The sequence below is a fragment of the Microbacterium sp. 5K110 genome, assembly GCF_005774735.1.
GTDB lineage: Bacteria > Actinomycetota > Actinomycetes > Actinomycetales > Microbacteriaceae > Microbacterium.
This window is the reverse complement of sequence record NZ_VBUM01000028.1, coordinates 14,123-39,317: the sequence shown is the minus strand read 5'-3', so window position 1 is coordinate 39,317 and position 25,195 is coordinate 14,123. Positions and strand designations below refer to the sequence as shown.

At 66.0% G+C, this 25,195-nt stretch carries 35 protein-coding genes; 32 read left to right on the top strand and 3 right to left on the bottom strand.

Annotation, left to right across the window (positions count from 1 at the left end; all coding sequences use genetic code 11):
* On the bottom strand, nt 1-3,908 hold a 3,908-nt coding region (locus tag FE256_RS08575), incomplete at its 3' end, for a DNRLRE domain-containing protein (RefSeq protein WP_171024265.1).
* A gap of 473 nt (nt 3,909-4,381) precedes the next feature.
* Here FE256_RS08575 and FE256_RS08570 point away from each other — a divergent pair.
* Entirely contained in the window at nt 4,382-5,860 is a 1,479-nt protein-coding gene (locus FE256_RS08570) for a tyrosine-protein kinase domain-containing protein (RefSeq protein WP_171024264.1), read from the top strand.
* Between the two features lie 22 nt (nt 5,861-5,882).
* Here FE256_RS08570 and FE256_RS08565 read toward each other — a convergent pair whose 3' ends face one another.
* Entirely contained in the window at nt 5,883-6,494 is a 612-nt protein-coding gene (locus FE256_RS08565; RefSeq protein WP_252370947.1) for an arsenate reductase/protein-tyrosine-phosphatase family protein, read from the bottom strand.
* Nucleotides 6,491-7,909, bottom strand: a complete 1,419-nt coding sequence (locus FE256_RS08560; RefSeq protein ID WP_138174690.1) for a tyrosine-protein kinase domain-containing protein — start codon at nt 7,907-7,909, stop codon at nt 6,491-6,493. The genes FE256_RS08565 and FE256_RS08560 overlap by 4 nt, the downstream gene beginning before the upstream one ends.
* A 291-nt stretch (nt 7,910-8,200) precedes the next feature.
* Between FE256_RS08560 and FE256_RS08555 the strand changes: the two genes are divergently transcribed.
* From FE256_RS08555 to rpsK, 31 genes are all read left to right on the top strand, one after another.
* A complete protein-coding gene (locus FE256_RS08555; protein ID WP_138174688.1) occupies nt 8,201-9,019 on the top strand; it encodes a helix-turn-helix domain-containing protein in 819 nt (272 codons plus the stop codon).
* A 155-nt stretch (nt 9,020-9,174) separates the two neighbouring features.
* Complete coding sequence (locus FE256_RS08550; protein WP_138174686.1) at nt 9,175-9,765, top strand: hypothetical protein; 591 nt, start codon at nt 9,175-9,177, stop codon at nt 9,763-9,765.
* A 169-nt stretch (nt 9,766-9,934) separates the two neighbouring features.
* Entirely contained in the window at nt 9,935-10,150 is a 216-nt protein-coding gene (locus tag FE256_RS08545; protein WP_138174684.1) for an Rv0909 family putative TA system antitoxin, read from the top strand.
* Nucleotides 10,151-10,587: 437 nt separating this feature from the next.
* Nucleotides 10,588-10,896: a 30S ribosomal protein S10 gene (rpsJ, locus tag FE256_RS08540; RefSeq protein WP_013584016.1), complete on the top strand. Its 309-nt coding sequence runs from the start codon at nt 10,588-10,590 to the stop codon at nt 10,894-10,896.
* A gap of 8 nt (nt 10,897-10,904) precedes the next feature.
* Entirely contained in the window at nt 10,905-11,564 is a 660-nt protein-coding gene (gene rplC, locus FE256_RS08535) for a 50S ribosomal protein L3 (protein ID WP_138174682.1), read from the top strand.
* A 4-nt stretch (nt 11,565-11,568) separates the two neighbouring features.
* A complete protein-coding gene (gene rplD / locus FE256_RS08530) occupies nt 11,569-12,231 on the top strand; it encodes a 50S ribosomal protein L4 (protein WP_138174680.1) in 663 nt (220 codons plus the stop codon).
* Nucleotides 12,228-12,527, top strand: coding sequence for a 50S ribosomal protein L23 (rplW, locus tag FE256_RS08525; RefSeq protein WP_134125041.1), 300 nt, complete (start codon nt 12,228-12,230; stop codon nt 12,525-12,527). The genes rplD and rplW overlap by 4 nt, the downstream gene beginning before the upstream one ends.
* A gap of 24 nt (nt 12,528-12,551) precedes the next feature.
* Nucleotides 12,552-13,391, top strand: coding sequence for a 50S ribosomal protein L2 (gene rplB, locus FE256_RS08520; protein ID WP_138174677.1), 840 nt, complete (start codon nt 12,552-12,554; stop codon nt 13,389-13,391).
* A 12-nt stretch (nt 13,392-13,403) separates the two neighbouring features.
* Nucleotides 13,404-13,685 (top strand): 30S ribosomal protein S19, encoded by a 282-nt coding sequence (rpsS, locus tag FE256_RS08515; protein ID WP_022878257.1) that lies wholly within the window; start codon nt 13,404-13,406, stop codon nt 13,683-13,685.
* A 25-nt stretch (nt 13,686-13,710) separates the two neighbouring features.
* Nucleotides 13,711-14,109: a 50S ribosomal protein L22 gene (rplV, locus tag FE256_RS08510; protein ID WP_058623970.1), complete on the top strand. Its 399-nt coding sequence runs from the start codon at nt 13,711-13,713 to the stop codon at nt 14,107-14,109.
* Nucleotides 14,109-14,867: a 30S ribosomal protein S3 gene (rpsC, locus tag FE256_RS08505; RefSeq protein ID WP_058230882.1), complete on the top strand. Its 759-nt coding sequence runs from the start codon at nt 14,109-14,111 to the stop codon at nt 14,865-14,867. The genes rplV and rpsC overlap by 1 nt, the downstream gene beginning before the upstream one ends.
* Nucleotides 14,867-15,286 (top strand): 50S ribosomal protein L16, encoded by a 420-nt coding sequence (gene rplP, locus FE256_RS08500; RefSeq protein WP_077049577.1) that lies wholly within the window; start codon nt 14,867-14,869, stop codon nt 15,284-15,286. Before rpsC ends, rplP begins: the two co-directional genes overlap by 1 nt.
* The gene (rpmC, locus tag FE256_RS18575; RefSeq protein ID WP_138174675.1) at nt 15,286-15,597 is read left to right on the top strand and encodes a 50S ribosomal protein L29; all 312 of its coding nucleotides are present in this window, start codon (nt 15,286-15,288) and stop codon (nt 15,595-15,597) included. Before rplP ends, rpmC begins: the two co-directional genes overlap by 1 nt.
* Nucleotides 15,597-15,929: a 30S ribosomal protein S17 gene (gene rpsQ / locus FE256_RS08490; protein ID WP_134125036.1), complete on the top strand. Its 333-nt coding sequence runs from the start codon at nt 15,597-15,599 to the stop codon at nt 15,927-15,929. The genes rpmC and rpsQ overlap by 1 nt, the downstream gene beginning before the upstream one ends.
* Before the next feature lie 34 nt (nt 15,930-15,963).
* On the top strand, nt 15,964-16,332 hold the full coding sequence (gene rplN, locus FE256_RS08485; RefSeq protein ID WP_013584005.1) for a 50S ribosomal protein L14: 369 nt from the start codon (nt 15,964-15,966) through the stop codon (nt 16,330-16,332).
* 2 nt (nt 16,333-16,334) lie between these two features.
* A complete protein-coding gene (gene rplX, locus FE256_RS08480; protein WP_094736303.1) occupies nt 16,335-16,694 on the top strand; it encodes a 50S ribosomal protein L24 in 360 nt (119 codons plus the stop codon).
* A gap of 2 nt (nt 16,695-16,696) precedes the next feature.
* Complete coding sequence (gene rplE / locus FE256_RS08475) at nt 16,697-17,287, top strand: 50S ribosomal protein L5 (protein ID WP_138174673.1); 591 nt, start codon at nt 16,697-16,699, stop codon at nt 17,285-17,287.
* Nucleotides 17,288-17,379: 92 nt separating this feature from the next.
* A complete protein-coding gene (rpsH, locus tag FE256_RS08470; RefSeq protein WP_138174671.1) occupies nt 17,380-17,778 on the top strand; it encodes a 30S ribosomal protein S8 in 399 nt (132 codons plus the stop codon).
* 6 nt (nt 17,779-17,784) lie between these two features.
* A complete protein-coding gene (gene rplF, locus FE256_RS08465; protein ID WP_138174669.1) occupies nt 17,785-18,321 on the top strand; it encodes a 50S ribosomal protein L6 in 537 nt (178 codons plus the stop codon).
* 2 nt (nt 18,322-18,323) lie between these two features.
* Nucleotides 18,324-18,683, top strand: a complete 360-nt coding sequence (rplR, locus tag FE256_RS08460; protein ID WP_138174667.1) for a 50S ribosomal protein L18 — start codon at nt 18,324-18,326, stop codon at nt 18,681-18,683.
* Nucleotides 18,680-19,360: a 30S ribosomal protein S5 gene (gene rpsE, locus FE256_RS08455; protein ID WP_171024263.1), complete on the top strand. Its 681-nt coding sequence runs from the start codon at nt 18,680-18,682 to the stop codon at nt 19,358-19,360. Before rplR ends, rpsE begins: the two co-directional genes overlap by 4 nt.
* Nucleotides 19,360-19,545: a 50S ribosomal protein L30 gene (rpmD, locus tag FE256_RS08450; RefSeq protein ID WP_013583998.1), complete on the top strand. Its 186-nt coding sequence runs from the start codon at nt 19,360-19,362 to the stop codon at nt 19,543-19,545. Before rpsE ends, rpmD begins: the two co-directional genes overlap by 1 nt.
* Nucleotides 19,545-20,081 (top strand): 50S ribosomal protein L15, encoded by a 537-nt coding sequence (gene rplO / locus FE256_RS08445; protein ID WP_138174664.1) that lies wholly within the window; start codon nt 19,545-19,547, stop codon nt 20,079-20,081. Before rpmD ends, rplO begins: the two co-directional genes overlap by 1 nt.
* A 109-nt stretch (nt 20,082-20,190) precedes the next feature.
* Nucleotides 20,191-21,513: a preprotein translocase subunit SecY gene (gene secY / locus FE256_RS08440; protein WP_138174662.1), complete on the top strand. Its 1,323-nt coding sequence runs from the start codon at nt 20,191-20,193 to the stop codon at nt 21,511-21,513.
* Complete coding sequence (locus tag FE256_RS08435) at nt 21,510-22,100, top strand: adenylate kinase (RefSeq protein WP_138174660.1); 591 nt, start codon at nt 21,510-21,512, stop codon at nt 22,098-22,100. The genes secY and FE256_RS08435 overlap by 4 nt, the downstream gene beginning before the upstream one ends.
* A 1-nt stretch (nt 22,101) precedes the next feature.
* Nucleotides 22,102-22,941, top strand: a complete 840-nt coding sequence (map, locus tag FE256_RS08430; protein WP_138174658.1) for a type I methionyl aminopeptidase — start codon at nt 22,102-22,104, stop codon at nt 22,939-22,941.
* The gene (locus FE256_RS08425; RefSeq protein ID WP_138174656.1) at nt 22,941-23,639 is read left to right on the top strand and encodes a DsbA family protein; all 699 of its coding nucleotides are present in this window, start codon (nt 22,941-22,943) and stop codon (nt 23,637-23,639) included. Before map ends, FE256_RS08425 begins: the two co-directional genes overlap by 1 nt.
* Nucleotides 23,640-23,776: 137 nt before the next feature.
* Nucleotides 23,777-23,998 carry a translation initiation factor IF-1 gene (gene infA, locus FE256_RS08420; RefSeq protein WP_013583992.1) on the top strand — a complete coding sequence of 74 codons (222 nt, stop codon included), beginning with the start codon at nt 23,777-23,779 and terminating at the stop codon, nt 23,996-23,998.
* Nucleotides 23,999-24,056: 58 nt separating this feature from the next.
* Nucleotides 24,057-24,173 carry a 50S ribosomal protein L36 gene (gene rpmJ, locus FE256_RS08415; RefSeq protein ID WP_138174654.1) on the top strand — a complete coding sequence of 39 codons (117 nt, stop codon included), beginning with the start codon at nt 24,057-24,059 and terminating at the stop codon, nt 24,171-24,173.
* Between the two features lie 139 nt (nt 24,174-24,312).
* Complete coding sequence (gene rpsM / locus FE256_RS08410) at nt 24,313-24,687, top strand: 30S ribosomal protein S13 (protein ID WP_063256596.1); 375 nt, start codon at nt 24,313-24,315, stop codon at nt 24,685-24,687.
* Nucleotides 24,688-24,721: 34 nt separating this feature from the next.
* Nucleotides 24,722-25,120: a 30S ribosomal protein S11 gene (rpsK, locus tag FE256_RS08405; protein WP_013583990.1), complete on the top strand. Its 399-nt coding sequence runs from the start codon at nt 24,722-24,724 to the stop codon at nt 25,118-25,120.
* The last annotated feature ends 75 nt before the right edge of the window (nt 25,121-25,195 follow it).

Here is a 25,195-nt window from a genome sequence, read left to right as displayed (position 1 = left end):
GGGGCGAGGGTGATGTCGATGTAGGGGGCGGTGCCGCCTTCGCGGGTGGTGAGGGTGACAGCGATCGCGGTTGCGCCGGCGTCGTCTTGAGTGAACCCGAGTGTGTAGGCGCCGGGGGTGCCGGTCGCGGCCGCGGCGATCGATGCGGTCAGATCGCTGGTGACGATCTTCTTCGTGCGGTCGACGACGAAGCTGCCGACGGTATCGGTCAGGGTCGGCCGGTTCTGGTAGGTCAGGCCCGCCTCGGTGAAGCTGCCGGTCGTGGCGTGCGCGTCGACCCGGGAGACGTTTTGACCATCGCGGGTCTCGCTGATGACCATCTCGGCGGAGATCACCGCCGACGTCACCGTCTTACCCGCCAGAGCCGACAGATCGAACGTGGCATACGCGACCCGATCCGGGCTCCCGTTCCAAGGAGCCTTGATTGTCGAACCACCTGCCGACCCGTACCCAACGGTCGGGGTCGAGCTCTGTGCCCACCCATCGGCCGTGGCATAAACCCGCAACCGCGTCGAATCGACCACCGACACCGACACCTGCGACGACACCGTGACCTGCCCGGCAGTAGCGGTGGCGGTGATGCGGGTGGTGCCGGTGGATACTCCGGTCACTTTCCCCGCCGAGGTCACCGTGGCGATACCGGTGTCTTTCGAGGTGTAGGTCACCGTCGCCCCGGTGAACTCCCGGCCCAAACTATCGGTCACCGCCGTCGTCGCGGTGGCCGTGGAACCCTTTTCGACCTGGTCGATCCCGGTGACCGCGATCGATTTCACCACCGGAGCGGGAACGGCCGCCGCCGGGGCGGGGGCGAGGGTGATGTCGATGTAGGGGGCGGTGCCGCCTTCGCGGGTGGTGAGGGTGACAGCGATCGCGGTTGCGCCGGCGTCGTCTTGAGTGAACCCGAGTGTGTAGGCGCCGGGGGTGCCGGTCGCGGCCGCGGCGATCGATGCGGTCAGATCGCTGGTGACGATCTTCTTCGTGCGGTCGACGACGAAGCTGCCGACGGTATCGGTCAGGGTCGGCCGGTTCTGGTAGGTCAGGCCCGCCTCGGTGAAGCTGCCGGTCGTGGCGTGCGCGTCGACCCGGGAGACGTTTTGACCATCGCGGGTCTCGCTGATGACCATCTCGGCGGAGATCACCGCCGACGTCACCGTCTTACCCGCCAGAGCCGACAGATCGAACGTGGCATACGCGACCCGATCCGGGCTCCCGTTCCAAGGAGCCTTGATTGTCGAACCACCTGCCGACCCGTACCCAACGGTCGGGGTCGAGCTCTGTGCCCACCCATCGGCCGTGGCATAAACCCGCAACCGCGTCGAATCGACCACCGACACCGACACCTGCGACGACACCGTGACTCCACCCCAGGAGGCGATCACACCGACCACGTCGTCACCGACCTTGTTGGCCCGCACCTCTCCCGAGTTCGAGACGGACAAAGCGCCCGAACCGCGAGTGACGAATCGCACCGCGACATTGCTAGGGATTTCGCCCGTCGCACTGAACGTCACGGATGCGCTCGCGCCACTGCCCAGTTCCATTTTGGCAGGCACGCCGCCAACTGAAACGGCGGTCAGAGTGGTGGCGGGGAAGGTGTACCAATCGTCTGTCGGCGTCCGGGCGAACGCTTCGAACTCCCGTATCTCGATGGCCGTGGAGGCGGACAATCTCAGAAACCGCGCACTACTGACTCCGCTCACGGTGAAGATCTGGACATTCGCCGACGTCTTCCGGAGATCTGCGGATACGGACTGCCAAGACTGCCCGTCCGTCGACCATTCGAGCGTGTAAGCGTCTGACGAGGGTACAGCCCCCCACTGCACGACCAAGGAGGACGGTGAGACGGGGCCGGAGAAGTGCCAGGTGATCGCGGCACCGGACGCTGGCGCACTCCACGATGATGCGAGCTTGCCGTCGAACGTGAATGTGGGTGAACCTGCAGCGGTGGCGGTTGCGGTTGCAGCGCGGATGGTCAAATCAGTACGAGGGAAGAGGACCCGATACTTCGAGGTGGAGCAGCCGGAACCGGACACCACGAGGAGCGCGTTGCGGTTGTCTGCGGTGCCCTGCGACACCGAGACGCTCCCCTGCGCCGCAGTCGCGCTCACGGCTGGGGGTGCCGTCCCCACTGGCTGAGGCACCACATAAGAAGCGACAGCGGGATCGAAGCCGTCAATAGTGGCACCGTTGACGGCGAGGGAACTCAGGGTGCACGGAGTCGCGCTCGGCGGCACCCAGGTGCTGAGCGCAGCGCTCCCGCGGAGAGGGGGAGCGGCCTCCGCGCTGGACCCGAGAGGGAGTGGAGTGAGTTGGACGGCGATTGTCGCCGACCCGTCTACGGCCGCCGTGACCGCTAGTTTACGGACGCCAGAGTTTGCCTCTTGCGCCGGCTGCGGCGAGGTCGGCTGCGCGGTGGCCGCCATCGTTGTGAAGGTCCCCGCGCTGGCAGGCAAGAGCCGCGCGAGTAGCCTTTGGCCTCCCAACCAGAGCAGCGCCGATCGTCCATCTGAGGCAACGGAGATGTTCGCGGCGGTGTGCATGGACCACAGGACGTCGGTGTTCGATGAGGCGGAGAATTCGTCTTGGACGAGGAGCTCGGTTCGCCCATTGAACAACTGAACGCCGCGGCGCCACGAATACAGGTTCGAGGTGGCGTTTGTTAGATCGGCGACCGTCGTCGTCGAGTCGACCGACGACCACGAATTCACGAGGTTGCCGACAGTGCCCGAAGGCGGTTCGGCCAGCGAAGGGTGGGTCGATAGTGTGTTGTGCCCCTCGGGGGCGACGCGGTAGTACTGCCAGCGGGGCGCGGCGCTGCCTTCCGAAAGCAGATAGGAGGCCGGCTCTAGACCGAGGTCCATCGCCCACTCTTGACCGAGCGCCTGAAAATTGAAGTCTCCCACATCGAACTGCTGATGACTGGCTGAGGGCGTGCCGCTGTACTTGAAGGCAAAGAACGATGAGTCCGACTGAAAACCCCCGCGACCGGAGGCAATGCTCCCATCGAGAGAGGCGTCGAGCGGCGCTCGGGGCGGAGCCACGCCACCGAGCGTCGCTGGATCCCGCCACAAAAGCTGCTGCGGCGCGAAGCCGGTCGAATCGGACGTCGCTGCGAGTGCCACGAGCGAGGGGTCTTGGAGCGCGGCACCAAGGCCACTCAGCGCGCCGCCGATCTGGATGTCCTGGGCGCTGTCCGCATACCCATACGCCGCACCATTCGGACCCACGAGAGACTGAATGAATGCGCCCGTCCGAGGGAAGCCGCCCTCAGAGCTCAGGCCGTAGTCGGAACCCATGCTGCTGCGAAGGGTCGTGATCGCTGAACTCAGGAAACGCGTTGCGTACTCCCAATATGTCGGGCCCTCAGCGAAGCTGCCATCGGCGGAGTATGCCCTGATGCCGACACGAAGGCTTGGAACGGCTTTACTCAGGACCGTGTTGACGACCGTCGAGGTCGAGTCACCTGCCACAGCGGAGGCACCGATGATCATCGCCGAGTTCACGACGACGTTAATGTTGTCGGCGCGCAGCGACCAATTGCCCAGGAACTTGAACGGCGACGCTGATGTTGTTGAGTCATATACGCGCAACGACGGTGCGAGCCCCTTGTCAACGATTGCCGTCCGCATGGCGCTGCGCTGCTGGTCGGTCCACGCGCTATATCCCCAGTCGTAGGCGATGCTCACGGCCTGGGTCATTTCCGCGGTCACGAGAAAGTGGTCGGGGTACCAGTCGGCGAGAGCGGTGGCCGCGGAGATGTCGGAGGCGAGTCGATCCAGGAAGGAACGGTCATTGGTCAGCCGCCACGCCATCGCGAGCGTGGTGCTTCGACTCGACAATGTCCGCGCTGAGGCGAGCATCGAGCCCGCGTCGGATCTGTCGAAGGTGACGACAGCCGAAGACATCATCTGACCAGCGTCCTGCAGCGTGCGCGCGCGCAGGATGTTCGAGTAGGCATCCGTTCCGGGCTGGGAAGGGACGGCTTCGAAGCGCCCTGGTGTCGCTAGAACCCGCGGGTGCGGGGACGAAATGCTTGAGACCGTCGGGCTGGCTGGAGCCTCCGCACTAGCTGCCTGCGCGTGTACGAGCGTAGATACCACGAGAAGAAAGGCCACTGTAAGCGACCAGGATGCGAATTGTCTGCAGCGCAGCATGACCCTCTACCCTCAAGACTTCCTCAAGATTGCGACAGTGTCCGCGCAATATTGTGCCAAGTCCAGCTTCGGCGGAGGATCGGATGCCTCGCAAGAGGTTAGGGTTGGGAAATTTGTCATCCTGCGCAAAGTGGCCGATGGTGGCGCATCGCGGGGTGATGCTCCGCACGGAGGCGTCAACTACACGCAGGTAGGATGACCCGACGGGTGCGAGTGTGAGGAGCGTCGTGGAACTTGGGGTGTATTTGCGTGTCTTTCGCGCGCACTGGGTGGCCATCGTCGTCGCGACCATTGTGGGGGGAGCGCTCGCGTATGGGTGGGCGGTATTGCAGCCCAAGACCTACACGGCCGAGGCGAGCGGGTACGTGGCGGCAACCGTCGGTGGAAGCGATGCGGGCTCCGCACTCATCGGCGAGAATCTCGCCAAAGCAAAAGTCAAGTCGTACATCGACTTGGGGTCGTGGCGCGCCGTTGCGCAGCACGCTATTGATGAGTTGGGCCTCAAAGTCACTCCGGAGTATCTGGTCAATCGGGTGGCTGTCACCAACCCGCTGGATACCGTCAACATCAATGTGCGCGCCCAGGCGTCCACGCCCGAGGGTGCTCGCGACCTCGCTCAAGCATGGCTGGCCGGGATGGCCGTCGAGGTGCAGAATTTGGAGGGCGGATCATCCGGCGGCGGCGAGGTCGTCCGCCTCGTCGAGGGTGACTCGGCCCGGCTGCCGTCTTCCCCGAGCTACCCCAACGACCGCCTGTTCGCTGCGCTCGGTGTGGTCGCGGGGCTTGCCCTCGGCATAATCTACGCCGTAGCGCGCCACACCTTGGATCGACGTGTCCGTTCGGCTGAGACGGTTGAGAAGGAGACGGGGCGAGCCGTCGTGGGTATCTTGCCTCTCGAGAGGACATTCTCGAGTGCGTCCCGACTTCTTCCGGCCGGCGGCTCTCACGTCCCCCACGAGCTTTTTGCGATGAGCGAAGCGATGCGGGAACTGCGCACGAACATCCAATTCATGGATGTCGATCACCCTCCGCGCATCCTTGTCGTAACAAGCCCACTTCCCGGCGACGGGAAGTCAACGACGAGCGCGAACCTCGCCGTCACCCTCGCCGCAAGCGGACAGCCCGTCGTGCTTGTGGATGCGGACTTAAGGCGTCCGATGCTGGCGAATATCTTCGGCATCGTGGCAGACGTCGGTCTCACCGACGTCCTCGCGCGGCGCTCGACTTGGCGGGAGGTTTCGCAGCCCGCCCACACTCCGAATCTCACGGTCCTTGCCGCGGGACGGATACCTCCTAACCCGAGCGAACTCGTAGGGTCTGAACGGATGAATCTGCTGCTGCACGAACTCGCGGCAGAAGCGATCGTCATTTTGGATGCGCCGCCGCTCCTGCCAGTTACGGACGCCGCTGTGTTGTCCAGACAGGCCGACGGGGCGATCATTGTAGTGACGGCGGGGAAGACAACGTATGACCTTCTGAAGCGCGCGCTCGCGAACATCGAAAAGGTGGGCGGGCGCGCGCTGGGAGTTGTTCTCAACCGTGTTCCAAAGCGTGGCGGCGGATACTATGGCGGGCACTACGGGCGCGAGTACTACGCGTCCGCCGAAGTTCAGGCGGTCTCAGCCGTCCCGGCGGTGACCCCAGCAGCAGGTGACAACCCAGCAGACGGGCAAGGATTGCGGCGTCGCTCGCGCCGATCAGCATGACTCGCGCGGTGTAGCCCGTCCGCTAACGGCGAGCGGTCACGTCGCGCATTGCCTCCGTCAAGAAGAATGCTACTGATGCGACGGCGGGGATCAGCTGCGCGAAGGAGCGGCGGTAAGTGTCGTCAGATCGCCCGAAGGGATCGGTCACGTCGAGTTCGCGCTGATCTTCCACTGGGCCGACGGAACCGCGGAGCGCCGCGGCGCGCGCGACGGCGGCGCGCATCGAACTAGAGATGTCTAGCGGAGGAGCGTCTGCGTCGATCTGGTCGAACCCCCCGCCCCGGGTCAGGTCGGCGATCCGGGCAAGCTCGCGCAGCGTGAAAGTCCGCCGCACCGCGCCTGGAACAGCTTCCACGATTGCCCGCCGATGGTCCCGGGCCATCGCGAGGATCAAATCCGCTTCTCGGATCTGGTCCTCCGTGAGCTGACGAGCGCGGTGCTCACTAGCGTCCAGGCCGTACTCCCGACCCATCGTCAGCGTCGTGGGTGGAACGCCGCTTCCGACAAGCGCGTGAGAGCCGGCGCTCGCGACGAGGACTTCGGGAATGTTGCGTAGCGCAGCCGAAAGCTGCAATTCAGCCACGGGTGAACGGCAGACATTGCCGGTACACACCGTGAGGATCGAGAAGGTCACGACCGCTTCGCCGATTTGCCGGCCGCCCGGCTTTTCAAGCCGGAGTCTTCGTCGAGTGCTCCGGCATAGGAGTACTCGCCGTAGCCGTAGCTGTCCGGTCCTTTGGGGGGCATCATGGTGACGACCACACCAAAAATTCGGCTCCCGATGGTGTTCAGCTTTTCTACGGCGGCGGAGAGCTGCGGCTTTCGCGTCGATCCCGATGCAGCGACGAGGAGTGTTCCGTTCGCGAGGCGAGAGATAACCGCGGCGTCCGTGACTAGAAGTAGAGGCGGGGCGTCGATCAAGACATAGTCGAACGCCGTTGTGAGCGCCTCGATTGTGCGCCGCATAGCCTCACTGCCCAGCAGTTCCGCGGGGTTGGGGGGGATACGTCCCGAAGGCAGAATGTACAACTTATTCGTGCCCCACTGCTGGAGAACATCGGCGAGAGCCGCGCGGCCGATCAGCACATCTGTCAAACCCGCGCCACCCTCGAGACCCATGTACTCCGCAATTCGCGGAAGGCGAAGATCGCCATCGACGAGCGCAACCTTTGCGCCTGTCTCTGCCAGAGCCAGGGCCAGGTTAACGGTCGTCACGGACTTGCCCTCGCCGGGCCCAGCGCTCGACACGACGAAGGTGCGGGCAGCGCCATCCACTTCGACGAACTGAAGGTTTGTTCGGAGGCTACGGAACGCTTCGGCACCTGGGCTTCGGCGGTCAGATTCAACGATAAGTGGCCTCTTGGTAATACCAACGTCATAAGGGATGCCCCCCAAGACTGGGAGGTCTGTGACGGCCTCGATATCGTGACGCGAATGGATGCGGGTATCCAGGACCGAGCGGCCCACCGCGGCAATCACACCGAGGGCGAGGCCTGCGACAAGGCCAAGCGCGATTGTGAGCGGGAAATTGGGAGATGAGGCCGTCGTGGGCACAAGCGCCGGCTCGATCGTTTCGATTCTCACGAGACTTGCGGTCTCACCTTGGGGCCGCTCGAGGGTGTTCACGACGACATCCGAGAAGTTTGTGCCGACGGAATTGGCAATGGCGGCCGCCGTCGATGGGTCTGGATCGGAAACCGTCACCGAAATGATGACCGAGTTCAGCGGGGTGGATGCCGCGACGGCGGAGCGAAGATGATCTGGCGTCGTGTCCAGTCGCAACTGGTCGATCACTCGCTCGAGCACGATCGAGCTGTTTACGACGTCGACAAAGCTCACGACCGCCTGACGGGCGAATGACGTTCCCTGGGCCAGTTCGCTGATCCCCGCTGCATCGGAGCGCGCGGACACATACAGCTTCGTCGTGGCCTCATAGCGGGGCGTCTGCAGAAACGAGACGCCGACCGCAAGGCCCCCGCCTACCAATGTGGCGACGAGAAGAAGTACCCAGTTCCTATGCAGGATCTGGAGGTAATCGCGCAGTTCCAACCTTCATCCGTTCGCTCGTAGGGGGTGCGAAGAGTTCGGTTTCAGCGTTACTGCACGTCGACCTCTCCTCGTCATCGAAAGCGTCTGCGCACAGCCTATGTCCAGATGTGCATTTGACACGGACGCGTCGATCGGATCGCAACGGCTCAACGGGTGAATCGGCGGGTGAAGTGCCGCCACTTGGCCGCCGCGTGCGCTTGCATGAGGGCACGCTGGCACCCGAAGCCGGCGCCGCGGTCCGTGCCCCGAAACACCCGCCGCGATCTTCGTGTTGCGTGAAACGAGCGTCAATTGTCGACGACACAGCACGGGCTCTCGCCGTCGGCGACCCCGCTGGGAAGTGTGCACCTGAGGGTGTACAACGAGCCGCGTCCGGCGGTTCCCGCCTTCGATGCGCGCGAGGGAGAGGCCTGGCTGGTGATCTCCCTGGACCGCCCCCCGTCGGCACAGGGCGGTGTCCACGAGCAGCGGGGGTGCCTCGCGCTCGTGGTGTCCGATCCCGCGGCGATGCCGTCGCTGCTGCCCGCGCGCTGTCACCTGACGGTGACGTTCCCCGCCGATGTGCTGCAGGGGATCGGCCTCGAGGACGTGGGTGCGCTCGCCCTGGACGTGGGATCCGCACTCTTCTGGCCATTCCTGACCTTCGCCTGGGCGTGCGCGACGGGGGAGAGCCGGCAGACCGGACTGACGCTGTACTACACCGAGCGACTCCTGCAGGAGATGGTCGCGGGAATCGTGGTCGCCTCGCTCCGGGGCGACCGTGCGCGGAGCACGGACCAGGGATACGCGGCGGCGTTGTCGATCATCGCCGCTCGTGTCGGCGACCCGGATCTGACGCCGGCTACCGTCGCGGCCGAACTGAACACGTCCCTGCGTTCGCTTCAGCGTCAGTTCGCTTCTCACGCGACGACGATGGATCGCAGCATCCGCAAGGCCCGCGTCGCGTACGCGGTCTCGTTGCTGGAGGACGCCATGTACCGCTCATTGACGATCGAGCGGATCGCCCACGTCTGCGGACTCGCGAACGGTTCGAGCCTGGCTCGCGCCTTCGCGTCCGAGGGGCTCGCGGCTCCGACGGCCGTTCGTTCGGCGGCGGCCGGCCGTCGCTGAGACCCCAACTCGCGTTCACCCCAAAGCGACACATCTCATACGCATCGCGACGGATCGCCTGCATCCCCGCAAATTCAACCTTACAGGCGGTGAATATCACCTGAACCGCACTCGGTACCCGAAGCCGAATGCACTACCGAACCTGAGGGGGCTCCATGAGCACCGAAACCAGTCAGCCGGGGCGCGACGGTTCCATCAGCCGTCGCACCGTCATCAAGACCGCCGCCTGGGCGGCACCGGTCATCGCCGTCGCTGTCGCCGCACCGCTCGCGTCGGCCAGCACGACCGGACCCGAGCCCGTTCAGCCGGGGTCGGCCACGACCCTCGACGGGGGAACGTCGATCTCGACCTACCGCGGGGGCAACCCGAACGAGATCCGGATCAACCAGTCGACCTCGGGCTTCGGCTTCTTCATCTTCGACGAGAACGGCGATGAGTACCCCGACGGCACCTACGTCGCGTCGACCCCGACGATCACCGTCACGTGGAACGGGGCCGGCGACTACACGCCCATCCTCCGCGACCTCCGCGGCTGGACCCAGTCCGGGGGCTCGCTGGCTGCGGGCACCTCGGGATCGATCACCTTCCTCTACTCGGGTCAGCTGCTCAACGGCGCGTCCAACCGGGTCCCAGCCCCGTATGTCGTCCTGCGCCCGACGACCGGCAACGCGCTCGGATCCACCCGCGCGACCGTGGAGGCCGCCGCCGTCAACTTCGACACGATCGACAGCTCCGTCACCATCTGACCGAGTTCGCCGGGGAGCGTCGCACCGAGGGGTGCGGCGCTCCTTCGCGTGTGACCGGTCCTCGGACCCGGGCCGCCGACATCTCGCACTTCCGCTCCGGCGCGCGGGACAGCACAATGAACCCCAGGCCGGCAGCGATGCCGGGATCCGAGACGAAGGGGAGACGCACATGGGAGTCGACGACATCATCAACAAGGGCAAGCAGCTGCTCGATCAGAACCGCGACAAGATCGAGGAGGCCCTCAAGAGCGAGAAGGCCGAGGAGGTCAGCGACAAGGTCCTCGACGGCGCCGCGGACGCGATCAAGAAGGTCGTCCCGGCTGAGCACCACGCCAAGGTCGACGAGGTGCGCGAGAACGTCGACAAGAACGTCGGCAACGCCTGAGTCCACCGCATCTTCACGGCGCCGTTCCCGGGAATCGGGGGCGGCGCTGTCGCGTTCTCGGTTGGGGGCTGAGGATATGCCGCACGCGACACGCCCGGGTTTGCGACACGCCCGAGTGGCCCGTAGACTATCCAGGTTCCACATTCCGGCGTGCGCCCGACGCGCGCCAGGATCACTGTCAGGGCAGTGCACAGGCGGCGCGTGAGCGCAGGGTCCTGGGCCGCGGGCAGCAGAACACACACCGAACCCCTCTTCCTTCGCGGGATTCGCACGCGTGCGTGCGAGGGGTGGGCCGGATGCCATGGCATCCGGTTTGACAGCTGAACAGCGGTGCAGCATCTCTCGCGCAAGCGAGGGGAAGTGCCAGGGCGCGAGAGCGCCACCGTGCGTCCGATGCCCTAGGTCGGGTAAGACGCGAGAAAGAGAGTGAGCAGACAATGGCGGGACAGAAGATCCGCATTCGCCTGAAGTCGTACGACCACGCCGGACTGGACTCGTCCGCGCGCAAGATCGTCGACACCGTGACCCGTGCCGGCGCCACCGTGGTGGGCCCGGTTCCCCTGCCGACCGAGAAGAACGTCGTGTGCGTCATCCGGTCGCCCCACAAGTACAAGGACAGCCGCGAGCACTTCGAGATGCGCACCCACAAGCGCCTGATCGACATCATCGACCCGACGCCCAAGGCCGTCGACTCGCTGATGCGCCTCGACCTCCCGGCCGATGTCAACATCGAGATCAAGCTCTGAGGTTCGACATGGCTGACATCAACTCCAAGATCTCCAAGGGCCTCCTCGGCACCAAGCTCGGCATGACCCAGGTGTGGGACGAGAACGGCAAGCTCGTTCCCGTCACCGTCATCGAGGTTGCGCCCAACGTCGTGACCCAGCTCCGCTCGATCGAGAAGGACGGCTACAACGCCGTTCAGATCGGCTACGGCCAGATCGACCCCCGCAAGGTGAACAAGCCCCTGACGGCTCACTTCGAGGCCGCGGGCGTCACCCCGCGTCGCCACCTCACCGAGGTTCGTACCGCGGATGCCGCGGACTACTCGCTCGGTCAGGAACTCACCGTCAACGGCCTGTTCGAGGCCGGCCAGCTGGTCGACGTCGTCGGCACCAGCAAGGGCAAGGGCACCGCCGGTGTCATGAAGCGCCACAACTTCAAGGGTGTCTCCGCTTCGCACGGTGCACACCGCAACCACCGCAAGCCCGGTTCGATCGGCGCCTCGTCGACCCCGAGCCGCGTCTTCAAGGGCATGCGCATGGCCGGCCGTATGGGTGGCGAGCGCGTGACCGTCCTCAACCTCACGGTGCACGCCGTCGACGCCGAGAAGGGTCTGCTGCTCGTCAAGGGCGCCGTCCCCGGTGCTCGTGGCCGCATCGTCTACGTCCGCAACGCAGTGAAGGGTGCCTGATCTCATGGCTGACTCGACTCTCGCGCTCGACGTTCGCAAGGCCGACGGCAAGAAGGCCGGCTCCGTGGAGCTGCCCGCCTCGATCTTCGACGTCAAGACGAACATCCCGCTGATCCACCAGGTCGTCGTCGCCCAGCGCGCCGCCGCCCGTCAGGGCACGCACTCGACCAAGCGTCGTGGCGAGGTCTCCGGTGCCGGTCGCAAGCCCTTCAAGCAGAAGGGCACGGGTAACGCCCGTCAGGGTTCGATCCGCGCGCCGCACATGACCGGTGGTGGCATCGTCCACGGCCCCAAGCCCCGTGACTACGGCCAGCGCACCCCCAAGAAGATGATCGCCGCCGCCCTCCTGGGCGCGCTGAGCGACCGTGCTCGTGGCGAGCGTCTCCACGTCGTGGAGTCCTTCGGCATCGAGGGTGCCCCGTCGACCAAGGCCGCTGCCGCGGTCCTGAACGGGTTCGGCGCCGTCAAGAACGTCCTCGTCGTGATCGACCGTGACGACGAGCTGACCGTCAAGAGCGTGCGCAACCTCGCGTACGTCCACGTGCTGACCTACGGCCAGCTGAACGCCTACGACGTGCTCGTCTCCGACGACATCGTCTTCACCAAGGCCGCCTACGACGCGTTCGTCGCGTCGAAGTCCGGCGCCACCGAGGAGGTCTCGGCATGACCACCGTCAACAAGGACCCGCGCGACATCATCCTGAAGCCGGTCGTCTCCGAGAAGAGCTACTCGCTCATCGACGAGGGCAAGTACACGTTCCTCGTGGACCCCCGCGCCTCCAAGACCGAGATCAAGCTCGCGATCGAGAAGATCTTCGGCGTCAAGGTGGCTTCGGTCAACACGATCAACCGCGTGGGCAAGGCCCGCCGGACCCGCTTCGGCATCGGCAAGCGCAAGGACACCAAGCGCGCGATCGTCAGCCTCAAGTCGGGCACCATCGACATCTTCACGGCAGTCGGCTGACGGTCGGGATAGAGGACAAGAACAATGGCTATTCGCAAGTACAAGCCCACGACGCCCGGTCGCCGCGGCTCGTCGGTGGCCGACTTCGCCGAGATCACCCGATCGACGCCTGAGAAGTCGCTGCTGCGCCCGCTGTCGAAGACCGGTGGCCGCAACAACCAGGGCCGCATCACCACCCGTCACATCGGTGGTGGACACAAGCGCCAGTACCGTCTGATCGACTTCCGTCGTAACGACAAGGACGGCATCGACGCCAAGGTCGCTCACATCGAGTACGACCCCAACCGCACCGCGCGCATCGCGCTCCTGCACTACGTGGACGGCGAGAAGCGCTACATCCTCGCGCCGAACAAGCTGTCGCAGGGCGACGTCGTCGAGTCCGGTGCCGGCGCCGACATCAAGCCCGGCAACAACCTGCCGCTGCGCAACATCCCCACCGGTACCGTGATCCACGCGATCGAGCTGCGTCCCGGTGGCGGTGCGAAGATGGCCCGTTCGGCCGGCGCCTCGGTGCGCCTGGTCGCCAAGGACGGCCCCTACGCGCAGCTGCGTCTGCCCTCGGGCGAGATCCGCAACGTCGACGTGCGCTGCCGCGCCACGATCGGCGAGGTCGGCAACGCCGAGCAGTCCAACATCAACTGGGGCAAGGCCGGCCGCAAGCGCTGGAAGGGCGTCCGCCCGACCGTGCGTGGTGTCGCCATGAACCCGGTCGACCACCCGCACGGTGGTGGTGAGGGCAAGACGTCCGGTGGTCGTCACCCCGTTTCGCCGTGGGGTAAGGCCGAGGGCCGCACCCGCCACGCGAACAAGGAAAGCGACAAGCTGATCGTCCGCCGTCGCACCGCCGGCAAGAAGCGTAAGTAGGAGTAGAGGAAGATGCCTCGCAGCCTTAAGAAGGGCCCCTTCGTCGACGAGCACCTGCTTCGCAAGGTCGTCTCGCAGAACGAAGCCGGCACCAAGAACGTCATCAAGACCTGGTCGCGCCGTTCGATGATCATCCCCGCCATGCTGGGACACACCATCGCCGTGCACGACGGTCGCAAGCACATCCCCGTGTTCGTGACCGAGACCATGGTCGGCCACAAGCTGGGCGAGTTCTCGCCCACCCGCACCTTCCGCGGCCACGTGAAGGACGACAAGAAGGGCCGCCGCCGCTGACGCGGGGGCGTAAGAGGAGAGAGAAATGGTGGAGTCCATCGCACGCGTGCGACACATCCGCGTGACCCCTCAGAAGGCTCGTCGTGTCGTCGCTCTCATCAAGGGGAAGCAGGCCGAAGAGGCCCTCGCCATCCTGAAGTTCGCGCCGCAGGGCGCGAGCGAGCCGATCTACAAGCTCGTCGCCTCGGCGATCGCGAACGCTCGCGTCACCGCCGACAAGACGAACGAGTACCTGGATGACGCCGACCTGTACGTGAAGAACGCGTACGTCGACGAGGGCACGACGCTCAAGCGTTTCCAGCCCCGCGCTCAGGGTCGCGCCTTCCAGATCAAGAAGCGCACGAGCCACATCACGGTCGTGCTCGCGACGCCGGAAGACGCTGCTGCGGCCCCGGCTCGCGCCAACAAGAAGGCGAGCAAGTAATGGGACAGAAGGTCAACCCGTACGGCTTCCGCCTCGGCATCACCACCGACCACGTGTCGCGGTGGTTCTCCGACTCGACGAAGCCCGGACAGCGCTACGCCGACTACCTCGCCGAGGACATCAAGATCCGTCGCCTGCTGACCACCTCGCTCGACCGCGCGGGCGTCAGCAACATCGAGATCGAGCGCACGCGTGACCGCGTCCGCGTCGACATCCACACCGCCCGCCCGGGCATCGTGATCGGTCGCCGCGGCGCCGAGGCCGAGCGCATCCGTGCCGACCTCGAGAAGCTCACGGGCAAGCAGATCCAGCTCAACATCCTCGAGGTCAAGAACCCCGAGGCCGACGCGCAGCTCGTCGCCCAGGGCGTCGCCGAGCAGCTCTCCGCCCGCGTGGCCTTCCGCCGCGCGATGCGCAAGGGCCTGCAGGGCGCGCAGCGTGCCGGTGCCAAGGGTGTCCGGATCCAGGTGTCGGGTCGCCTCGGCGGCGCCGAGATGAGCCGCTCCGAGTTCTACCGCGAAGGCCGTGTGCCCCTGCACACCCTGCGCGCGAACATCGACTACGGCTTCTACGAGGCCAAGACGACCTTCGGCCGCATCGGTGTGAAGGTCTGGATCTACAAGGGCGACCTCACCAACAAGGAGCTCGCCCGCGAGCAGGCCAACGCCCCGAAGTCGCGCGGTCGTGACGACCGCGGTGGCGACCGTCGTCGTGGCCCTCGCAACGAGGCCCCCGTGGCAGAAGGAGCGTCGGCGTAATGCTCATCCCCCGCAAGGTCAAGTACCGCAAGCAGCACCACCCGGGCCGTTCGGGCCAGGCCACCGGTGGCACCCAGGTGTCGTTCGGTGAGTTCGGCATCCAGGCGCTCACCCCCGCTTACGTGACCAACCGTCAGATCGAGTCCGCTCGTATCGCGATGACGCGTCACATCAAGCGTGGCGGAAAGGTGTGGATCAACATCTACCCCGACCGTCCCCTCACCAAGAAGCCGGCCGAAACCCGCATGGGCTCCGGTAAGGGCTCGCCCGAGTGGTGGGTTGCGAACGTCAAGCCGGGTCGCGTCCTCTTCGAGGTCGCCGGTGTCAACGAGGAACTCGCTCGTGAAGCACTGACCCGTGCCATCCACAAGCTGCCGCTCAAGGCACGCATCATCAAGCGCGAGGAGGGCGACGCGTAATGGCGATCGGCACCAAGCAGCTCGCTCCGAGCGAGCTCGACACGTTCGAAGACCAGCGCCTCGTCGAGGAGCTGCGTAAGGCCAAGGAAGAGCTGTTCAACCTGCGCTTCCAGTCGGCCACCGGCCAGCTCGAGAGCCACGGCCGCATCCGTGCGGTCAAGCGCGACATCGCGCGTCTCTACACGGTGATCCGCGAGCGCGAGCTCGGCATCCGTGCGACGCCGGCCCCGGTCGAGGCGACCAAGGCGAAGAAGACCAAGGCGAAGAAGGCGGATGCCGCCGACGACGCCGTGAAGGAAGAGGCGGAGTAATGGCTACCGCGAAGAAGGCAGAGGCCGAGGCGCAGGTCGTCGGTCACGAGCACGCCGCCAACGATGTGCGCGACGAGAACGCCCGCGGTTACCGCAAGGCGCGTCGCGGCTACGTCGTGAGCGACAAGATGGACAAGACGATCGTCGTCGAGGTCGAGGACCGCGTGAAGCACCCGCTCTACGGCAAGGTCATCCGCCGCACGTCGAAGGTCAAGGCCCACGACGAGACGAACTCGGCCGGCATCGGCGACCTGGTCGTGATCAACGAGACCCGTCCGCTCAGCGCCACCAAGCGCTGGCGCCTGGTCGAGATCCTCGAGAAGGCCAAGTAAGCCTCGCGGCTGCTTGGAACCCAAGGAGTAACAAGTGATTCAGAACGAATCCCGGCTGAAGGTCGCCGACAACACCGGCGCCAAGGAGCTGCTGACCATCCGCGTGCTCGGTGGATCGAACCGCCGGTACGCGGGCCTGGGCGACGTCATCGTCGCCACGGTCAAGGACGCCATCCCCGGTGGAAACGTCAAGAAGGGCGACGTGGTCAAGGCCGTCGTCGTCCGTGTGGTCAAGCAGACCCGTCGTCCCGACGGCTCTTACATCAAGTTCGACGAGAACGCCGCCGTGATCCTGAAGAACGACGGGGAGCCCCGCGGCACCCGTATCTTCGGACCGGTCGGTCGTGAGCTTCGCGACAAGAAGTTCATGAAGATCGTCTCGCTCGCCCCGGAGGTCATTTGATCATGGCGAAGATCAAGAAGGGCGACCTGGTTCAGGTCATCTCGGGCGCCAAGCCCGAGCGCGGCGGAGACCGCGGCAAGCAGGGTAAGGTCCTCGAGGTCCTCACCGAGCAGAACCGCGTCATCGTCGAGGGCGTGAACTACGTCACGAAGCACAACCGCGTGGGCCAGTCCCAGCGCGGCACCAAGACCGGCGGCATCGAGACGTTCGAGGCCCCGATCCACATCTCCAACGTCGCGCTCGTCGACCCCTCGACCAAGAAGCCGACCCGCGTCGGCCACCGCGTCGAGGAGCAGGTGAAGGACGGCGTCAAGCGCACCGTCCGCGTGCGCTTCGCGAAGAAGTCAGGCAAGGACCTCTGAGAATGAGCACTGTGACTGCCGCGGAGACTGGCAAGATCCAGCCCCGCCTGAAGCAGAAGTACAACACCGAGATCAAGAAGGCTCTGCAGGAGGAGTTCGGCTACCCGAACGTCATGCAGATTCCCGGCCTGGTCAAGGTCGTCGTGAACACCGGTGTCGGCGAGGCCGCTCGTGACAGCAAGGTGATCGATGGTGCGGTCGACGACCTCACCAAGATCACCGGCCAGAAGCCGATCGTGACGAAGGCCCGCAAGTCCATCGCGCAGTTCAAGCTGCGTGAGGGCCAGGCCATCGGCGCGCACGTCACGCTCCGTGGCGACCGCGCGTGGGAGTTCGTCGACCGCCTGGTCAACCTCGCTCTGCCCCGTATCCGCGACTTCCGCGGCCTCTCGGCCAAGCAGTTCGACGGCAACGGCAACTACACCTTCGGTCTCCAGGAGCAGTCCGTGTTCCACGAGATCGATCAGGACCGCATCGACCGCGTGCGTGGTTTCGACATCACGATCGTCACCACCGCCAAGACCGACGACGAGGGCCGTTCGCTGCTGCGCCAGCTCGGCTTCCCGTTCCAGTCGGCGGACGCTCAGGCCTGAGCCCCCGGGCCCCCGGGATCCCGGGGGCCTCTCATCGAAGGTCGCCTGTCGTGTAACGGCAGTCGAAACCTCATGATCGAAAGAAGCACCACATGACGATGACAGACCCGGTCGCAGACATGCTGACCCGTCTGCGCAACGCGAACTCGGCGCACCACGACTCCGTGTCGCTGCCGAGCTCGAAGCTCAAGACCCACATCGCCGCGATCCTCAAGCAGGAGGGGTACATCGCCGACTGGTCCGTTTCGGACGCTCGCGTCGGCCAGACCCTCACCATGACGCTGAAGTACGGCCCGAACCGCGAGCGGTCGATCGCCGGCATCAAGCGCGTCTCGAAGCCCGGCCTCCGCGTGTACGCGAAGTCCACCGAGGTCCCCACGGTCCTCGGCGGCCTGGGCGTGGCCATCCTGTCCACCTCCTCCGGTCTCCTCACCGACCGTCAGGCCGAGCAGAAGGGCGTCGGCGGGGAAGTCCTCGCCTACGTGTGGTGATCTGACATGTCGCGTATTGGACGTCTTCCCATCGACATCCCCGCCGGTGTCACCGTTTCGGTGAACGGCCGGGAGGTCGCCGTCAAGGGACCCAAGGGCGAGCTCACGCTCACCGTGGCATCCCCCCTCGAGGTGTCGGTCGACGAGAACCAGGTTCTCGTCACCCGCCCCGACGACGAGCGCGAGTCGCGGTCGCTTCACGGCCTGACCCGCACGCTCATCAACAACAACATCATCGGTGTCACCCAGGGCTACACCAAGGGCCTCGAGGTCGTCGGTACGGGTTACCGCGTGGCGCAGAAGGGCAGCTCGGTCGAGTTCGCCCTCGGGTTCTCGCACCCCGTCCTCGTCGACCCGCCGGCGGGCATCACCCTCACGGTCGAAGGCAACAACAAGCTGACCGTGAGCGGCATCGACAAGCAGGCCGTCGGCGAGGCCGCCGCCAACATCCGCAAGATCCGCAAGCCCGAGCCGTACAAGGGCAAGGGTGTGCGGTACGCGGGCGAGGTCGTGCGCCGCAAGGCCGGAAAGAGTGGTAAGTAGCCATGGCTCTCAAGACAAAGTCCGCTGCCCGCGCGCGTCGTCACGCTCGCCTTCGCAAGAAGGTCGTGGGTACCGAAGTCCGTCCCCGTCTCGTTGTGACGCGTTCGGCCCGCCACGTCTTCGTGCAGCTGGTCGACGACAGCAAGGGTCACACCGTGGCCTCGGCGTCGACCCTCGAGGTCGACCTGCGTTCGTTCGACGGTGACAAGACCGCCAAGGCACGCAAGGTCGGCGAGCTCGTCGCCGAGCGTGCCAAGGCCGCCGGTTTCTCGGACGTCGTGTTCGACCGCGGTGGCAACCGTTACGCCGGTCGTGTCGCCGCGATCGCCGAAGGCGCCCGTGAAGGAGGCCTGAACCTGTGAGTGACAACAAGGAGACCGAAGTGACCGACCAGACGGCGCCGGCCGAGGGTGCAGCTGCGACGCAGGCGCCCGCCGAGCGTGAGCGCGAGCCGCGTCGCGGTGGTCGCGAGCGCAACACCAACCAGCGCGACCGTGGTTCGCGCGACCGCAACGAGAGCCAGTTCCTCGAGCGCGTCGTGACGATCAACCGTGTCTCGAAGGTCGTCAAGGGCGGTCGTCGCTTCAGCTTCACGGCGCTCGTCGTCGTGGGCGATGGCAACGGTGTCGTGGGTGTCGGCTACGGCAAGGCCCGCGAAGTCCCCCTCGCCATCTCGAAGGGTGTCGAAGAGGCCAAGCGCAACTTCTTCCGCGTCCCGCGTTCGGGTTCGACCATCCCGCACCCCGTTCAGGGTGAGGCTGCCGCCGGTGTGGTGCTCCTGCGCCCCGCCGCCGCCGGTACCGGTGTTATCGCCGGTGGTCCCGTCCGCGCCGTGCTCGAGTGCGCCGGCATCCACGACGTCCTGTCGAAGTCGCTCGGTTCGTCGAACACGATCAACATCGTGCACGCGACCGTCGAGGCGCTGAAGTCGCTCGAGGAGCCCCGCGCCGTGGCAGCCCGCCGCGGTCTGGAGTTCGACCAGGTCGCCCCGGCCCGCCTCGTGCGCGCCGAGGCCGCCGCTCAGAAGGTAGGTGCCTGATGGCCGAGCGTCTGAAGGTCACGCAGATCAAGTCCAAGGTGAGCGAGAAGCAGAACCAGCGTGACACGCTGCGCTCGCTCGGTCTGAAGCGGATCGGCGACTCGGTCGTCCGCCCCGACGACGCGCAGACGCGCGGTTACGTCAAGACCGTCGCCCACCTCGTCAAGGTTGAGGAGATCGACTAATGGCTGACAAGAAGGACGAGACCGCCACGGTCGACGCCCCGAAGAAGGCTCCGGCCCGTAAGACGGCCGCCAAGAAGGATGCCGCTCCTGCGGCGCGCCCCGGCGTGCTGAAGGTCCACCACCTGCGTCCGGTCCCCGGCGCCCACACCGCGAAGACCCGTGTCGGTCGCGGTGAGGGATCCAAGGGTAAGACCGCCGGTCGTGGCACCAAGGGCACCAAGGCCCGCTACCAGGTGAAGGTCGGCTTCGAGGGTGGGCAGATGCCCCTGCACATGCGCACCCCGAAGCTCCGCGGCTTCAAGAACCCGTTCCGGGTCGAGTACCAGGTCGTCAACCTCGACAAGCTGGGCGAGCTCTACCCGCAGGGCGGCGACGTCACCGTCGTCGACCTGGTGGCCAAGGGTGCCGTGCGCAAGAACGAGAAGGTCAAGGTGCTCGGCACCGGCGACATCTCGGTCGCGCTCAACGTCTCGGTCGACAAGGTCTCCGGCTCGGCTGAGCAGAAGATCGTCGCCGCAGGCGGCACCGTCAACTGACGTCACACCCGAGGAGGGGCCGGCGGCCGTATGGCCGTCGGCCCCTTCTGGGTTAGTCTGATTCCGTGTGCGCCTCGGTGCGCGCCGAGATCTTTCTGGAGGAATCCCCTTGTTCAGCGCCATCGCGCGGGTTTTTCGCACGCCTGACCTGAGGCGGAAGATCGCCTTCACGCTGGGCATCATCGCCATCTACCGGCTGGGTGCTCACGTGCCGACGCCCTTCGTCGACTTCCCGAACGTCCAGCGTTGTCTCGCGCAGTCGGGGAGCACCGAAGGCCTGCTGTCGTTGGTCAACTTGTTCTCGGGCGGCGCGCTCCTTCAGCTGTCGATCTTCGCGCTGGGAGTCATGCCGTACATCACGGCCACGATCATCGTGCAGCTCCTGCGCGTGGTCATCCCGCACTTCGAGACGCTGTACAAAGAGGGCCAGGCCGGCCAGGCCAAGCTCACGCAGTACACGCGGTACCTGACGATCGCGCTGGCGCTGCTGCAGTCCACGACGCTGATCACGGTGGCGCGGTCGGGCCAGCTGCTCGGCACGGGCGGGGCTCCCGAGTGCCAGCAGCTGCTCACCAACGACATCTGGTGGGCCCAGCTGCTCATGATCATCACGATGACCGCCGGTACCGGCCTGGTCATGTGGTTCGCCGAGCTGGTCACCGAGCGTGGCGTCGGCAACGGCATGTCGATCTTGATCTTCACCTCGATCGCCGCGACCTTCCCCGCCGCGATGCTCTCGATCCTCAACTCGCGCGGCGTCGAGGTCTTCCTCCTCGTCCTGGCGGTGGGCATCGTCGTGGTCGCGCTCGTGGTGTTCGTCGAGCAGTCCCAGCGGCGCATCCCGGTGCAGTACGCCAAGCGCATGGTCGGGCGTCGCACCTACGGTGGGACCAACACCTACATCCCCATCAAGGTCAACATGGCCGGTGTGGTGCCGGTGATCTTCGCGTCGTCGCTGCTGTACATCCCCGCGCTGATCGCGCAGTTCAACCAGCCGCAGGCGGGCCAGGAGCCGGCCGGATGGGTGACGTGGATCTCGCAGTACCTCACGCGCGGTGACCACCCGCTCTACATGCTGGTGTACTTCCTGCTGATCGTCGGCTTCACGTACTTCTACGTCGCGATCACCTTCAACCCGGTCGACGTCGCCGACAACATGAAGAAGTACGGCGGCTTCATTCCCGGCATCCGGGCCGGTCGTCCGACCGCGGAGTACCTCGACTACGTGCTCACGCGCATCACGCTTCCCGGATCCATCTACCTCGGCCTCATCGCCTTGCTGCCTCTCGTGGCGCTCGCGACGGTCGGTGCCAACCAGAACTTCCCGTTCGGCGGCGCGTCGATCCTCATCATCGTCGGCGTCGGCCTCGAGACGGTGAAGCAGATCGACGCGCAACTCCAGCAGCGTCACTACGAGGGGCTGCTGCGATGACCGCGCGTCTTCTGATCGTCGGACCCCAGGGCTCGGGCAAGGGGACGCAGGGCGTCCGTGTCGGTGAAGCGCTGGGCGTCCCCGTCGTCTCGACCGGCGACGTGTTCCGCGCGAACGTGTCGCAGGGAACCGATCTGGGGCGTCAGGTGAAGTCGATCATCGACGCGGGGGACCTCGTGCCCGACGAGCTGACGAGTGCGGTCGTCCGCGACCGCCTGTCGCAGGCCGACGCGGCGGAGGGTTTCCTGCTCGACGGCTACCCGCGCAACCTCGCGCAGGTCATGCACCTGGACGAGTTCCTTGAGGGTCGCGACGAGAAGCTGGATGCCGTCATCGCGCTGGTCGTCCCCCGTGAGGAGTCCCTGGCCCGGCTGACGGCTCGCGCCACCGAGCAGGGTCGTGCGGACGACACCGAGGAAGCGATCGCCACGCGCCTGGGAATCTACGAGCGCGAGACGGCGCCGATCCTCAGTGTCTACGGCACGCGCGGCATCGTCGACGAGATCGACGGCGTCGGCGGGCTCGACGAGATCACCGCGCGGATCTTCGCCGCTCTCGAGGCACGCGGTCTGCGACCGGCGCGCTGACGTGGTGCTGCGCTCCTCGATCTACAAGAAGCCCGCGCAGCTGCGCGCGATGGTGGAGCCGGGTCTCATCACGGCCGCCGCGCTGGACGCGGTCCGCGAACTGATCGCGCCGGGTGTCACCACTCTGCAGCTCGACGCGGCCGCCGCGCGCGTCATCACGGACCGCGGCGCGAAGTCGAACTTCCAGATGGTGCGCGGATACCGCCACACGATCTGCGCCTCCGTGAACGAGCAAGTGGTGCACGGCATCCCGAACGATCGTCCGCTCCAGGCGGGGGACCTGCTCTCCATCGACGCGGGAGCGGAATTCCGAGGCTGGAACGGCGACTCGGCCTTCACCGTCGTGGTCCCCGGAGACGCGCCCGAAGAGGTCGTGGGGCCGCGACGGACGCTGTCCGAGGTCACCGAGGGGTCCCTGTGGGCGGGCATCGCCGCTCTGAGCCGTGCGTCCCACCTGGGCGAGGTGAGCGCGGCGATCGAGGAGTACATCGACACCCACGCTCCGGCCGGGGGATACGGCATCCTGCGCGACTATGTCGGTCACGGCATCGGTCGCAAGATGCACGAGTCGCCGAGCGTCTTCAACTACCGGGTGCCCGACCGGGGCGCCGAGGTGCGGGCAGGACTGGCTGTGGCCATCGAGCCGATGGTCGTGATCGGAGATCAGGAGACCCAGGTCGAGGACGACGGTTGGACGGTGTCCACGATCGACGGCACGGCCGGCTCCCATTGGGAACATAGCGTCGCCGTGCACGATGGAGGCGTCTGGGTCCTCACCGCTCCCGACGGCGGTGCAGAGAAGCTGGCACCCTTCGGTGTGGTGCCGAAGGAGATCGACTGATGATGGCTACTGCTCGCAAATCGACGAACTGGTTCGCGATCGGGGTGACCGCGGCGGCCGTCGTCGTGGTCCTCGTGATCGCGGGCGTGGTGTGGTTCGCCAACAACCAGGCGACCTCGCCCGGGACCGTACCCGAGTCGTCGGCGGTGAATGCCGACACCGGCGCGATCTCGGTCGGCTCGGGGAACCAGACCGTGGACACGTACGTCGACTTCATGTGCCCGGTGTGCAACTCGTTCGAGCAGGCCTACGGCCCGACGCTCCAGCAGCTCGCGGACGGTGGCACCATCACGCTGAACATCCACCCCATCGCGATCCTCGATGCGCAGTCGCAGGGAACCCAGTATTCGACGCGGGCCGCCGGTGCGGCGTACTGCGTCGCCGTGGACGACGCGGCGAACGTCCCCGCCTTCGTGAAGGCGCTGTACGCGCAGCAGCCCAAGGAGGGCACCTCCGGTCTCGACGACGCGACCCTCGCCACGATCGCGAAGGACGCCGGCGCCTCGGATGCCGTGACCTCCTGCATCCAGGACGGCACCTACGCGAAGTTCGTCACGGCGATGACGAAGAAGACGCCGTCGCAGACGGGGTCAGGCATCTCCACGCCGACGATCGCGATCAACGGTCAGGTTCTCGTGAACCAGAAGGACCTCACGGGCGACCCCCAGAAGGACATCGTCGGGCGTCTGAACGGCTGAACACGGCGGCAAGTTGCCGCATTGCGTTCTACCACGTATGCTTGATCTTTGGTGCGTTGCGCCTTCATTGGCGTGTCGCAGCACCAAACCCCCATCCACCGCAGACCGGCCGGTCTGCAACGAGCGTGAGCGAGTCTATGGCGAAGAAAGACGGTGTCATCGAGATCGAGGGCACGGTGTCCGAGGCACTGCCCAATGCGATGTTCCGTGTCGAACTGACCAACGGTCACAAGGTGCTCGCCACCATCTCGGGCAAGATGCGGCAGAACTACATCCGCATCATCCCCGAGGACCGCGTCGTCGTCGAGCTGAGCCCGTACGACCTCACGCGAGGTCGCATCGTCTACCGCTACCGCTGAGCCCGGCCGAGAAGTAACGAACCGCTCCGGCGGATCGAAGACAGCGAGATCAGGAATCATGAAGGTCAACCCCTCCGTCAAGCCCATCTGCGACCACTGCAAGATCATCCGTCGCCACGGGCGCGTCATGGTGATCTGCAAGAGCAACCCGCGTCACAAGCAGCGCCAGGGCTGAGTCCGCACGGACTCGACGAATCACTTCCAACTGAATACACACCGGCAGGATCAGAACCCGCGATGCGGGGGACACCTCGGGGCGGAGGCCCGAGCACCGATCCTGCTCCACACCTCCACGACACTCTGAGGAGAGCCGCATGGCACGTCTCGCCGGCGTCGACATCCCGCGCGACAAGCGCGTGGTGATCGCGCTTACCTACATCTACGGCGTGGGCCGCACCCGCTCCACCGAGATCCTCACCGCGACCGGCATCAGCCCGGACGTCCGCGTCAAGGACCTCACCGACGACCAGCTGGTCGCCCTGCGCGACCACATCGAGGGCACCTACAAGGTGGAGGGTGACCTCCGTCGCGAGGTGGCCGCCGATATCCGCCGCAAGGTCGAGATCGGTTCCTACGAGGGCCTGCGCCACCGCCGCGGCCTCCCCGTGCGCGGTCAGCGTACGAAGACGAACGCTCGTACCCGCAAGGGCCCCAAGCGCACCGTCGCCGGCAAGAAGAAGGCGCGCTAGGCCTCCGCCGGCGCAGGATCCAGGAGAACCGCACATGGCACAGGCCAAGTCCGCCGCGCGCAAGCCGCGCCGCAAGGAGAAGAAGAACATCGCTGTGGGCCAGGCCCACATCAAGTCGACGTTCAACAACACCATCGTCTCGATCACCGACCCCTCCGGGGCCGTCATCAGCTGGGCATCGTCCGGCGGCGTCGGCTTCAAGGGCTCGCGCAAGTCGACGCCCTACGCCGCAGGCATGGCTGCAGAGTCCGCTGCCCGCCAGGCGCAGGAGCACGGCGTGAAGAAGGTCGACGTCTTCGTGAAGGGCCCGGGTTCGGGCCGCGAGACCGCGATCCGCTCGCTGACGGCTGCCGGCCTCGAGGTCGGCTCGATTCAGGACGTGACGCCGCAGGCGCACAACGGCTGCCGTCCGCCGAAGCGCCGCCGCGTCTGACGCATCGTTCCCGGGGAGTGCTCGTCGCTCCCCGGGAACGCTCGCGCTTTCGCGCACCCCACGCATTCGGATGCC